At 37.8% G+C, this 12,152-nt stretch carries 10 protein-coding genes, 1 tRNA gene and 1 pseudogene; 4 read left to right on the forward strand and 8 right to left on the reverse strand.

The features are described 5' to 3' along the window. Positions 1–4 precede the first annotated feature (4 nt). Positions 5–1,540 (reverse strand): glutamate--tRNA ligase, encoded by a 1,536-nt coding sequence (gene gltX, locus TEGAF0_RS12555; protein WP_264898727.1) that lies wholly within the window; start codon positions 1,538–1,540, stop codon positions 5–7. 48 nt (positions 1,541–1,588) lie between these two features. Between gltX and TEGAF0_RS12560 the strand changes: the two genes are divergently transcribed. The 3 genes from TEGAF0_RS12560 to TEGAF0_RS12570 all read left to right on the forward strand — a co-directional run bounded on the left by TEGAF0_RS12560 (position 1,589) and on the right by TEGAF0_RS12570 (position 3,433). After that, positions 1,589–2,191: a polysaccharide deacetylase family protein gene (locus TEGAF0_RS12560; protein ID WP_264898729.1), complete on the forward strand. Its 603-nt coding sequence runs from the start codon at positions 1,589–1,591 to the stop codon at positions 2,189–2,191. 274 nt (positions 2,192–2,465) lie between these two features. Beyond that, the gene (locus tag TEGAF0_RS12565; protein WP_264898731.1) at positions 2,466–3,233 is read left to right on the forward strand and encodes a TatD family hydrolase; all 768 of its coding nucleotides are present in this window, start codon (positions 2,466–2,468) and stop codon (positions 3,231–3,233) included. Positions 3,234–3,346: 113 nt separating this feature from the next. Then, positions 3,347–3,433, forward strand: a tRNA-Ser gene (locus TEGAF0_RS12570). A gap of 592 nt (positions 3,434–4,025) precedes the next feature. Here TEGAF0_RS12570 and TEGAF0_RS13625 read toward each other — a convergent pair. Next, positions 4,026–4,961: pseudogene (locus TEGAF0_RS13625) on the reverse strand (recombinase family protein); the annotation flags it as partial. Between the two features lie 57 nt (positions 4,962–5,018). Beyond that, positions 5,019–5,180, reverse strand: coding sequence for a hypothetical protein (locus tag TEGAF0_RS12575; protein ID WP_264898733.1), 162 nt, complete (start codon positions 5,178–5,180; stop codon positions 5,019–5,021). 216 nt (positions 5,181–5,396) lie between these two features. Here TEGAF0_RS12575 and TEGAF0_RS12580 point away from each other — a divergent pair, with 216 nt between their 5' ends. Then, a complete protein-coding gene (locus TEGAF0_RS12580) occupies positions 5,397–7,853 on the forward strand; it encodes a S8 family peptidase (RefSeq protein WP_264898734.1) in 2,457 nt (818 codons plus the stop codon). On the opposite strand, the gene TEGAF0_RS12585 is transcribed toward TEGAF0_RS12580, so the two are convergent. The 5 genes from TEGAF0_RS12585 to TEGAF0_RS12605 all read right to left on the reverse strand — a co-directional run bounded on the left by TEGAF0_RS12585 (position 7,842) and on the right by TEGAF0_RS12605 (position 11,586). After that, positions 7,842–8,867, reverse strand: coding sequence for an AAA family ATPase (locus tag TEGAF0_RS12585; RefSeq protein WP_264898735.1), 1,026 nt, complete (start codon positions 8,865–8,867; stop codon positions 7,842–7,844). The genes TEGAF0_RS12580 and TEGAF0_RS12585 overlap by 12 nt on opposite strands. Positions 8,868–8,993: 126 nt before the next feature. Continuing rightward, positions 8,994–10,157 (reverse strand): nuclease-related domain-containing protein, encoded by a 1,164-nt coding sequence (locus TEGAF0_RS12590; protein ID WP_264898737.1) that lies wholly within the window; start codon positions 10,155–10,157, stop codon positions 8,994–8,996. Positions 10,158–10,161: 4 nt separating this feature from the next. Continuing rightward, positions 10,162–10,893 (reverse strand): reverse transcriptase family protein, encoded by a 732-nt coding sequence (locus TEGAF0_RS12595; RefSeq protein WP_346347641.1) that lies wholly within the window; start codon positions 10,891–10,893, stop codon positions 10,162–10,164. A 97-nt stretch (positions 10,894–10,990) separates the two neighbouring features. After that, positions 10,991–11,287, reverse strand: a complete 297-nt coding sequence (locus TEGAF0_RS12600; protein ID WP_264898739.1) for a helix-turn-helix domain-containing protein — start codon at positions 11,285–11,287, stop codon at positions 10,991–10,993. A gap of 80 nt (positions 11,288–11,367) precedes the next feature. Further along, entirely contained in the window at positions 11,368–11,586 is a 219-nt protein-coding gene (locus tag TEGAF0_RS12605; protein ID WP_264898741.1) for a hypothetical protein, read from the reverse strand. Positions 11,587–12,152: the final 566 nt, after the last annotated feature.

The raw sequence follows: 12,152 nt of genomic DNA on the forward strand, positions 1-12,152 counted from the left end.
CTGGTTAATTATGTTCAAGAATGCTCAACACTTTTTTAATTCTTTCTATTGTGGCTTCTTTGCCGATGATTTCTGCAATATCAAAAACGCCGGGTCCAAATTTACCACCCACTAACATGATGCGCAATGGCAACATCAGTTCGCCGGGTTTTAAATCCTGCGCCGCCGCAATTTCCTTCAATGTTTTTTCCAGATCATGTGCTTCCCAAACTACGCTGCTTTCGTAAGCTTTTGCGAGTTCAATGAAGAACATATTTTTGGTATCATTCCATTTTGGTTGGATGGAAGCTGTATCAAATTCGGAAGGGGTTACAAAGAAGAAAGCAGCCTGTGGCACAAAGTCGGCCAGCAAATTGCAACGCTCTTTCACCAACTGAATCACGCGCAACAACAGCTCGCGGTCAACGCCCGCAACCCCAGCCGCAACAAGGGTTTCAGACACCTGGTCTACCAGCTGTTCCGGAGCAGCACGTTTAATCCACTCCTGGTTATACCACAATGCTTTTTCATAATTGAACTTAGCGCCACCTTTGTGCACACGATCCATAGAGAAAGCACGGATTAATTCTTCCATGGTAAAAATTTCCTGATCAGTACCATCGTTCCAACCCAATAAAGCCAATAGATTCACAAAAGCTTCCGGAAGAAATCCACGCTCTTTAAAGCCAATGGTTTTTTCTCCGCTTTTAGGATCGGTCCAGTCCATGGCAAAAACAGGGAAGCCCAAACGATCTCCGTCGCGCTTGCTGAGTTTACCATTTCCATCGGGTTTCAAAATCAATGGAAGATGCGCCCACTGAGGCATATCGGCCGACCAGCCTAAATATTTCCACAACAAAATATGAACGGGTGCACTGGGCAGCCATTCTTCACCACGGAATGCATGGCTGATTTTCATTAAGTAATCATCCACTACCACTGCTAAGTGATAAGTAGGCATACCATCCGCTTTCAATAACACTTTATCATCCACCTGTGAAGTATGAAAACTCACTTCACCACGAATCATATCGGTAAACGTAACCGTTTCATCTAAAGGCATTTTAATGCGTACCACATGGGGCGTACCTGCAGCCAGTAACGCTGAAACATCATCAGCACTCAATGTAAGTGAGTTGCGCATTTTCATACGCAATGCATGATTATACTGAGGAGAAGGATTTTCTTCTGTTTTGTATTGCACCCGCATCTGCTCTAATTCTTCGGGTGTATCAAATGCATAGTAGGCATTCCCGGCTTGTACCAGCTGCTCTGCATATTGCTTATAGGTAGCTTTTCTTTCGCTCTGTCTGTAAGGTGCATAAGGTCCGCCATGCACAGGACTCTCATCTGGCGTAAGACCACACCAGGCCAGGGTATTAAAAATATATTCTTCCGCACCGGGTACAAAACGACTCTGGTCGGTGTCTTCAATTCTCAAAATAAAATCACCACCATGTTTTTTTGCAAACAAGTAATTAAATAATACCGTTCTAACGCCGCCTAAATGCAATCCACCCGTAGGGGACGGGGCAAAACGCACCCTTACTTTCTTATCCATGCTGCAAATATAAATCATTCGTGCAGCCCTAATGAATATCTTTGAACTATGTATCTGGTAAAAACACCCTGGTGGCTAAGGACCTGGTTCTCGGATTATACCTGGCGCATGCCTCGTACCGATAAAACCATCTACTTAACATTTGACGATGGTCCGCACGAAAAAGCCACGCCCTTTGTGTTGGATACGCTACAACAATACCAGGCCAAAGCCAGTTTTTTCTGTATCGGTAAAAATGTGCGCAAACATCCGGATATCTATCAGCGCATCCTTGCCGAAGGCCATACCGTGGGCAATCATACAGAGCATCATGTAAATGGATGGAAAACGCCAGACGAACAATACCTGCAGAACATACGGCAGGCTGAAGAAGTAATTGAGAGTTCTTTTTTCAGACCGCCTTATGGACGGATCCGTCGCAGTCAGGCGAAACAGCTGGATAAACAAATTATTATGTGGGATGTGTTAAGCGGCGATTTTGATCCCAATTTAACCCCAGAAGGCTGCCTGGCTTATTGTATTAAACATACTGAAGCGGGATCGATTGTGGTATTTCACGATAGCGAAAAAGCATTCACTAAAATGTCGCATGCATTGCCCAAAATGCTGGACTATTTTTCGCAACAGGGTTATCAGTTTAAAGCACTTTAAAGTTCCCCGCGCAAACCAATTTTCTCAATGAAAATCGCGAATCATTTTCGCAAAGCGACCCCTGTAAAAATGGAAGGCCGGGGTAGAAACCCCAGCCTGTTTTTAATCCGTACCCTATGAAAACAAAGGTTACTGCTGCTGTTTTTCAACGTTCGCAGGGATTCATTTAATATCTTAATGTTCGTCTTTCGGTTTAATTACCTTTCGTGCATATATAAACGCGGTGCTGTTAACTTTATTTTAAATGCACTAAAAAAAAGTAGAATTTTGGTGCATGAAATGGATTGATACGCACTGCCACTTATATGTAGAAGAATTTAAAGATGATGTAGATGCAGTGATAGCAAGGGCTCAGGAACAAGGTGTTACCCAGTTTTATTTACCGGGAATTGATAGTGAATCTATTCCGGCCATGCTGGCCCTCGAAGCAAACTATCCCGGCGTATGCAAAGCCATGATGGGATTGCATCCTTGTTATGTTAAAGAAAATGTGCAGCAGGAACTCGCCATTGTAGAACATTGGCTAGAGCAAAGGGATTTTTGTGCCATTGGCGAAATCGGCCTCGATTTTTATTGGGATACCCAGTTTAAAAAAGAGCAGCAGGAAGCATTTTCCATTCAGATGGAATGGGCTGTTCAGAAAAATCTACCCATTGTTATCCATACCCGCAATGCCATGCAGGAAACGATTGATATGGTAAAACCCTTTGCGGCCAGAGGGCTGAAGGGCATTTTCCATTGTTTCAGCGGATCCTATGAATCGGCCCAGCAAATTGTGAATATGGGCTTTTTGTTAGGCATCGGAGGAGTCCTTACTTATAAGAATGCAGGTTTGCCCAAAGCCCTTGAAAAAATAGGAGTTGAACACTTGGTATTGGAAACCGATGCGCCTTATTTAAGTCCTGTGCCATTCAGAGGCAAGCGCAATGAACCGGGTTATCTGGTTCATGTTGCAGAAGCACTGGCAGTGGCCAAGGGGATTACAACTGCCGAATTAGCGGAAATTACTACTGCCAACGCAACGGCTTTGTTCAGGGGATAAACTTAAAGAATGGTGTGTTGTCCTCTAGGCTGACTTCCCTAATTAACAGCTAAAACCTTCCAAGGTTTGGCAATTTGCGCCTATATTTGCAGCCCAATTAAACAACCATATACAGAGAGGTGTCCGAGTGGTTGAAGGAGCACGCCTGGAAAGTGTGTATACGGGAAACTGTATCGAGGGTTCGAATCCCTTCCTCTCTACTAAACAGGACAAATGAAATATATTTTCGTTTGTCCTGTTCTTTTTTAAAGGTAATCCGTTGTTTATCTGAAAGATATGGTGTGCGATTACGTTCGTTCGGGCGGTTCGATAAGTTTTTCCGTCAAACTCTAATTTTTCGGGGAATATCGAACCAATTACGGCTCTCCTTGTATGGATTTCGCCCTCGCTGTACAGTTTCGGGATATTTACGATACTCTGTAAAGCCCTGTCCAAAGTCTTGTCGATATTGATGCTCTTAGTGTCCGAACCGTCCTTGCTCAATTGTTCTTCCAGACTTTCAATCCGTTCCCTGCATTCCTTTTTGATTTCGAGGTATTCTTCGTCATCAATGGTTTCCGCAAGTAGTTTGTTCCTTGCTACCGACAACTTTGCGTTAAGGTGGTCTATTTCCTGTGCAATCCGTTTCTTTTCATCAAATGGGTTCTGTACGAATTTTTTGTAGTTGTCCAATAGCAGTTTTTTGAGGATGTTCTTTATACCTCCGTTTATTTCAAACTGAAACAATCCTTTTTCAAAAATATCATTTGCGACATTGGCTTTCTGACGGAAGCCACAGGAGGAAACGCAATGATAATAGTAATAACGGTTCGTTCTTCCTTTGGAAGCACTTCCCGTTAGGTTGCGACCACAGTCAGGACATACCAAAAAACCCCTTAAAGGTAGGTTCCTGTCCGACAGTATTTTGGTATTTGGGCGTTCCACCCTTTTGTTTCCGTCCAATACAAGTTGCACCTTATTGAAAAGTTCTTCGGATATAAGCGGTTCGTGCTGACCTTGCACCAAATGAGCTTCCTCGTCCTTGAATTTTGCAATGAATATTTTGCCACAGTACAGCGGATTGCGTACGGCTACGTGAAAAGCACTTCGGCTCAATTTCGTTTGACTTTGCGCATTCATTTTCTGCCGTACTTGGTCACAAGCGAACACGCCTTTAGCTATCTCATTGAAAGCCCAACGCATATTTGATGCTTCGGGTTCTTTAGGAGCAATATATTTTCGTCCGTCCTCTTTGCTCCTGTTGATGTAGCCGAAAGGTGCTTTTCCCATTAACCGACCCTCTTTCCTTGCCCTGCGCATCCCATAGAATGTATTCAATGCCCTGCGGTCGTTTTCTACTTCGGGTGCTGCTAAGTAGATAGCAAGCATCATCTTGTTTTCGGGAATGGAAAGGTCTAAAGGCTGTTCTACGGCTTGCGGTTCTACGCCCAATTTAGTCAAGATACTAATCATCTGATAGGCATCGCCTGCATTACGACTGAACCTATCCCATTTAGTAAACAGAATAAGGTCTGTCTTTGAACTTTTCTTTTTAAGAGTGTTCAGCAATTTCGCCCATTCGGGGCGATTAAAGGTTTTGGCGGAATGGTCTTCATAGATAACCTGCCCAACAGCAATCTTATTGGTTGAACAAAATCGTTTCAAGCGTTCCTCTTGGTCACGCTGTGAATATCCTTTGTCTGCTTGTTCGTCTGTGGAAACACGTATGTATAAATCTGCTCTTTTCATCGCTAATCTCTTTAAATGGATAATGTGTCTTGGGGATTAGCTAATTTACGAAATAAATCATTCAACATTAAAGCATTCCCGAATAACTATCATCGTAAGGTTGTACAGAAATTCCATAATCAGTTCGGCTTCTTCCTCACTCACGTCAATACCCTCTTTGCGGAGAAGCTCCATTGCTTCCCCGATAGGTATTTTCTCTATTTCCCTGTTCTCCTGCATCGTCTAACGCTGTGTTGTTACGACTAAAGTAGTCAGGGAAATAGGTCAGACTTCCGTTGTTGCAGTCAGAGGTCGTGTTTGGCGTTCAGAGGTACATTACTCATTGTGTTGCATAGCATTACACTAAAAAGCTTTTAGTATCTTTACGGTTTATTACAGAAGTCTATTTTGCAAATATTTACATAGCAAAATAACCTAAACAAATAAGTGGAATTAATGGCAAATAAATCTCACCTAAAATTCTTAAGCGAAAAGCAATTGTCTGAAGTTAAAGACTTTAAGTACAATTATGGCTTTGACAACAATAAAGACGATGAAGACAACGCACCTAAAAACTATGTTAGGTTAGCAACGTCATTTAAAGCAGATTTAGAAAAATTTGAAAGCGATTTAGACGCAAAATACAATGCGAAAGACCGCACATTGGAAATACCGTATGATATAGATTACGTACAAATTACTTTTCAAGACCAATTTGTTATAAACAAGTATTTCCAAGATTATTACAACGATTTTGGATTAGAGGCAACCGCCTTTTATGATTTTGCTAAAAAAGGATTGTTTGCTGTTGCCAACCGTGATAAATTCCAAACATTTATTGCCAATGTAAATAACTTTATTGAATACGAATTAGATGGAAACCAAGACTTAAAGTACTCCAACTATGTTAAATATATATCTGGTTTCAAATTGTTAAGAGCAAATGATATTTTAAAATTTAGGTTAGAAAACATTGGAGATATTGTGTATCTATCGTTAATGGACTTGCCTTTGGATGATGCTGTTAAACAGCAGATTGTTCAATCATTGGTAGCTTATTTAGAAGCTAATGGTATTGTCTATAAATATGATACTGAAAATGACAGAATAGAATTACAAAATCCAACCCCAGAACAAATTGAAAAAATTATCCAAAACTTTGATATAATCGAAAGTGCTACCTGCTCTGCATTTACCACTGTAAGACCAAGTGAATTTAATACCGTAGAACGTCAATTCGGTTTTAATATTCAGAATGCAGGGGAAGATTTACCTGTTGTTGGAATTATTGATACTGGAATTAGTCAACAAACAGCTTTAGCCCCTTTAATCATTAATGATACTACTTTTACTCTTGCTGGAAATCCATTGATAGACCAAGCGGGAAGAAATAGGTTAGGACACGGTACAGCGGTAGCAGGGTTAGTGGCTTTAGGTAAACATAACCATAGAAACAACTTTGTGGACAATGTAATAGCGGATGCAAAATTACTTTCAATCAAAATCAGTGATAATGGCAATGGTTATATTTCAGAGGTCGATTTACTAAAAATGCTATATGCTGTTAAGGCTAAATATCCTGAAATCAGGTTGTTTACACTGACCACTTGTTATGGTAATTTTATGTACAAAAATGAGGCTTTCTCTGACTACACTTACGCTTTGGATAAATTTGCCTATGAGACAAACAGTCTTATCTTTATTTGTACGGGAAATAACCTCAACTGCATCAATGAAAATACAAGCTACGACCTTTCCTATTTTCACGGCGACCACACCAATTTATCAACACCAGCAGACAGTCTAAATAATCTTACTGTTGGGGCAGCAGCCGATAATTTAACGGATGGTGCTTTCTTAGGTATTGCCAACGGCAGGGAATTTCCTGCATTATACACAAGAAAAGGGCATATTGATTTGTCTACAATATACAATGCTAAGAAAACAAATAAAAACTATTTCAAGCCAGATGTAATCGAAAGTGGCGGAGATGTAGGATATTATAATGAAAACGCTTTGGATTGGATGGATGAACCTGCAATCACGTTATTGTCAGCTCGTTCAGAAATCGGGATTATGCAAGAAGTAGGAACGAGTTTTGCAACTCCTTTGGTTGCTAATCTTGCAGCAAAAATTATAAAGAATTATCCTGCCCTATCAAATGAAAGTGTTAAGGCTCTCATTATAAACGGAGCATCCTTAAATTTGATACCATTTGCCTCTAATGTTTCTAAATTAAGAAATAGAGTTGCAGGGAATGGGTTAGTGGATGATTTTAAAAGTTTGTATTCAGATGAAAATTCTGCAACGCTTATTTTGGAAGATACTATTGAGAGTGGAAAAATAAGGATATATCCTATCAACTTCCCAAAATATTTGGTGGAGGATGATTTAGGTAAAGTGAAGAAAAGATTGAAAATTACAGCTACCTTATGCTTTAAATTTTTACCAATCAGAAATAATCAACTCTCATACAATCCTATCCATATGGCTTATAGTATTTTCAAAAATCATTCTGCTGATGATATTATGAAAGCTGATGATAAGGAAGCTAAGTTTACCTCTAAACTTCGCAGTACTTTATCCTGGTCAGAAAATGGTAGATATGTTTCAAAGCCATTGCCATATTCTAACACCCAGAAAATAACTTTGAATGTTAGTGTAGACGATTTGAGTAATGAAACCAATACATTCAAATTGGCTCTACACGCTAAATTATCTGAACAAATTGTTGGGGGCTTACCTGAAAATTATCCTACAGAATTTCGGTTTTCAATAGTATTAACAATAGAAGAAACTATAAAAAATAATACGGGAAAATTATACGATGAAATTCAGTTGGTAAATGAAGTTGAAGCAATCCAAGACATTAACCTTGATGCAGGATTAGAAGCGGAAGCATTAGACGTTTAATGACTGTTTTTCTGTTTCAACAAGTTTCTGCCAAATGGAAGTATCTATTTTGGCAGACAATATTTTTTGTGGCTCTTTGGTTGCAAACAGAGTGCGTTTTATTGCGGTAATGAGTGTTTTTTGGATGCTGTAATAGGATAAACCTATGCATTGCTTTATAATTCTGTTTGCAGCAGTTTTATTATCAAATTTGAAATTGCCATTTTGCAATACCAAATCGATTAGCTTCTTAATTTCGATTTCATTAGGTAATTGAAACGCTATGATATTGTCAAACCTTCTTAATAAGGCTTCATCCAACATATCTTTTTGATTGGTGGCTGCAATAACAATGCTACTTTGAGGGAGATAGTCAAACAATTGAAGAATAGTATTGACAACACGTTTCATCTCTCCGTGGTCTTGACTGTAATCTCTGATTTTACCCAAGCTATCAAATTCATCCAAGAAGATAATACAATCTTCAATGGCAGCTTGTTTGAATATTTTGGAAAGGTTCTTACTTGTTTCGCCTAATTTAGAAGATACGATTGCACCTAAATTGATAACAACCATCATCTTTTCCAATTCTCCTGCAATAACATAAGAAGCCAAGGTTTTTCCACATCCTGACGGACCATATAATAGCAACTTATTGGAAACAGGTAAGCCAAACTGATTTAATACTTCTATCTTTTGATGTTCTTCAATAAAGAACATCAACTCATTATATACCTTTTCATTTGCAATAATGTTATCTAAGGTATAATCAGAGGTGATTTTCTCTAAAATCAATTCAGAGATTTCTTTGTCTTCAATTCTATTCAAATATGCTTCCGAACCAACTTTAGTTAGTCCGTTCGTTTTTTGAAATCTTAAAGCATCTTTTAGAATGGATTGGAGTTGAATGGCAAAGTTGAGCTTTTTAGTTTTTTTTGAATGTTCTATCAACTCGTTTAGCACAGACAATAAGCGTTCTTGGTCGTTTTCAAGACCATATTTTGCTATATCTTTTATGTAATCTAACTGTGCCATTTCTTACCGCAAAGGTAGCCAATTTTTGTTTAATAAAAATATGGCAATCTGACAAATAATGCAAGCAGTTTTTTTGTACAGTTGTTTTTTATTGTAAGTTACCATTGAATACAGAGAAGCATTTACTTATTTCCTCATATCTTTACTATGGCTTATAGCTGGATTTTTAAAATACCCCAGCTCTTGTTTTGCTTCTTCTATTTTTTTCAACATTTCCTCATTCAGTTCCGGAATATCAAAATAAGCTATGTCGAATATATGTTCATTCGTTGGGCTTTTTCCAATTGCAATTCCGATAACTTTTGGAGCATTTTTGCTTTCCTTTCTTGCGACTAAACATCTAAGCTGTAACTCCTTTTCCTTACTTTCCCAGTTTTTGTGGCTTAAAGGCATAAAAACATAAGAATGGTCGCTTCCTTCAAGTGGAGGCATCATTCGTCCCCTTACTTTTTTCTTAATCGCATCTATCAAACACATTCCTAATTCCATTCTGTTTATTCGGGGTTCTAATGCGATTATTCTTGTAGCTCTTTCTAAGTCGGATACTAAAGTGTGGTCTCTTTTGTTTTTTACGTGAATGGTATGGAGTTGGGATACTATTTCATCCCACACATAGCTTTGAGGAATTTCTTTTTGCCAATACTTATATTCATCATCTTCTAAATAATCTTCCCACATACCTTCATCAAGAACAACCGCATCAGGTATAAAATCAAATTCTAAGGATGTTTTGAGATAGAGTGCCAAAAAATCAACTTCTCTCGGAACCATAATGGTTTTGTTAGCCAAAAACTTTTCTTTGGCTTTCAAGTAGTTCACAAAATCATTTATCGTGTCCAATTCACATAAAACCGTAAAAGTAGATTGCTCGTCAAACACGTGGACAAACCCACTTCCAAATTCTCCTGTTTCTAATGGATATTCTTTTTTTCCACCAAAAGCTATTGCAATTCTAAATATCTCTCTGTTGGAACGTGGTGGAAGCTGAATTTTAGTAACCTTATCACTAAGCGTTATTTCATTGACATTTTTTAGAAACCTTTCTGCACCATATATTTGGTCAATTGAGCTTAGAATTGCTTTTTTCTGCCATCTTTCGTATTGGATATTTTCATCTGAATGTTCCGAAACCTTTATATCTTTAATAGATATAATTATGACGGAGTTTTCACAAACCACTAATACATCACATAACTCTTTATTTTTCTTTCCTAAAGGACTTGGAAAACTCCAGAACGGCAGGAAAGATTTCTCACATAATTCAGATACAAATTTTTCGGATGGAGTCATTGGTTTATTTTTTCCTTTTGTTTGTTTTTAAAATATTATTCCGATAATTCGTATAAGGTTTCACCATTCCGTCAGGTAATGCCTCTTCCTCTTTGGCCTTAGTAATAATCTTTTCGGGTGCATCTATCTTGTGAAGATAAATTTTAATTCCTGTAACGGTTTGAGAACCATTATAAAAGGTTTTCCGTCGGCTGATTTTTAAGCCACTCTGTAAAACAATATCTAAGATTTCTCCAATGACATTCTGAAAATCAGATTGGGACGAAAAGGTTAAATCATCTATATACCTCGTATATGTAATATTATGGGTTTTACAAAGTTCTATAAGTTGATAATCGGTTTTTAAAAACACGATGTTTGAAATATGTGTACTGGTTGGTGTACCCTGTGGCAGTTCCCCTTTCCACGTTGTTAGTCGGGTTATATAAAAAGCACATTGAGCGTTGAAACCCAACTCAATGAATGTATCATAAATTCTCTTTGCTTTTATCGAGGGATAGAAATCCTGCAAATCAGTGGTTAACTTATATTTCTTTCCCTGATGTGGCTTGGCATTTGTGATATTACTTCGCTTTTTGACACCACCGTGTACATTTTCGGGTAATTCAATCAAAGAAAGAATACGGTCTTTTATCTGCTTTTGGATTATTTTCAAGGGAGTTTTTGACGGTCTTATTGCTCTCCGCTTAATCGTACCATCTTTATACGTTTTAGGCTGATTTGTCTTTTTGTTAATTTTTGTCTCGTACTATTCCCTATAATGATTGTCAATGTTTTTGGCAAAATCATCCAATTCCTTTTTTGACTTGCCAATAATTGACGGGAAATGTAACTTACCTCTCCACTCTAAAGAACTCATTTATCAGAGATTTTACGGATGGATTGATAATTTCAAAAGCCTTCCTTTTCTCTGGGGAAATGTCGTCCTCGTTTAGAGACAAGAAGAATAATATAGGTAGAGGCAAATCAAGTTTTTTACTTATCTCTTTAAGAGTTGCCAAATTGGGCTCTTTGGCATTATTCTCTATTTGAGATAAATATGTTTGAGTGATACCACAACTTTCGGCAAACTCTGTTTGAGTTTGCCCCCGTTGTTTTCTGATATCTTTTATGACTGTGCCTAAGTTCATTTTAGTTGATATTAAATGGAAAAATTTAAAGGGTGTCGGAAGCGTGTTTCTCGTAAAATCTGTTTCATAACTCAGTAGCATTAAATTAAAAACTTGGTAATCAGCTCAACGATATCGGCAATTTCCATTTGGTAATGCTTATCCGTCAAACCTTTTTTTGTTCTTAATCTATTCAATTTTGCAACTGCATCATTTAATAAATTAACGTCACTCTCCGAAAGAGAACACTGGCTCTTTAAGACGATTTGTAATGTTTCTATCAAACCATCGATGTTTTGAAGTCTTTTTAATCGAGACATAATAAATAAGTTTTTTAGTTATTGGGGCACTATTGCTCCCTGCTTATTTAACAATAGCCAATTACTAAATGCGTAGACAATGTTCTCTATACACCACTTTAAAATCCCTGCTTCTTTTAAAACAACAAGAAGCATTCAAATCAATTCCAATAATATCTCATCTTCTGATATCCTTATGTAATCTCCATCAGTTATGACCTGATTAGGGGATTGGGATATTTCGAGGGACAGATAAGAGGATTGACCCGAAACCCCAATGGGGTTGTTTAAATAATTAAACAAAAAAGTAAAGCTCCACTTAGTAATTAGCTTTCAAAACATCTTTTCAAAGAACTATGATGCAAATATATAAAAATATTTCTGACAGTTAATAAAAAATGTAAAAATATTTTTAAAATAATTATAACACTTCTCCAATATTCCCCAATTGCACTTGATTTTTGTCTATGGTAGCAAGATGTCATTTGGCATTCAGTGGCACTATTTGGCGTTCAAAGGCGTGGTTGTAAATAGCTGTTATTCAAATACTCTTGTCGAAATTTGTAATGGAAGCGGTTGGTCTTTTC

The sequence above is a fragment of the Sediminibacterium sp. TEGAF015 genome (genome assembly GCF_025997995.1).
In the GTDB taxonomy this organism is placed as follows: domain Bacteria; phylum Bacteroidota; class Bacteroidia; order Chitinophagales; family Chitinophagaceae; genus Sediminibacterium.

Bases quoted from the DNA above. Each gene is read 5' to 3' on its own strand.
- gltX (WP_264898727.1), bottom strand. From the start codon at position 1,540: ATGGATAAGAAAGTAAGGGTGCGTTTTGCCCCGTCCCCTACGGGTGGA.
- TEGAF0_RS12560 (WP_264898729.1), top strand. From the start codon at position 1,589: ATGTATCTGGTAAAAACACCCTGGTGGCTAAGGACCTGGTTCTCGGAT.
- TEGAF0_RS12565 (WP_264898731.1), top strand. From the start codon at position 2,466: ATGAAATGGATTGATACGCACTGCCACTTATATGTAGAAGAATTTAAA.
- TEGAF0_RS12575 (WP_264898733.1), bottom strand. From the start codon at position 5,180: ATGCAGGAGAACAGGGAAATAGAGAAAATACCTATCGGGGAAGCAATG.
- TEGAF0_RS12580 (WP_264898734.1), top strand. From the start codon at position 5,397: ATGGCAAATAAATCTCACCTAAAATTCTTAAGCGAAAAGCAATTGTCT.
- TEGAF0_RS12585 (WP_264898735.1), bottom strand. From the start codon at position 8,867: ATGGCACAGTTAGATTACATAAAAGATATAGCAAAATATGGTCTTGAA.
- TEGAF0_RS12590 (WP_264898737.1), bottom strand. From the start codon at position 10,157: ATGACTCCATCCGAAAAATTTGTATCTGAATTATGTGAGAAATCTTTC.
- TEGAF0_RS12600 (WP_264898739.1), bottom strand. From the start codon at position 11,287: ATGAACTTAGGCACAGTCATAAAAGATATCAGAAAACAACGGGGGCAA.
- TEGAF0_RS12605 (WP_264898741.1), bottom strand. From the start codon at position 11,586: ATGTCTCGATTAAAAAGACTTCAAAACATCGATGGTTTGATAGAAACA.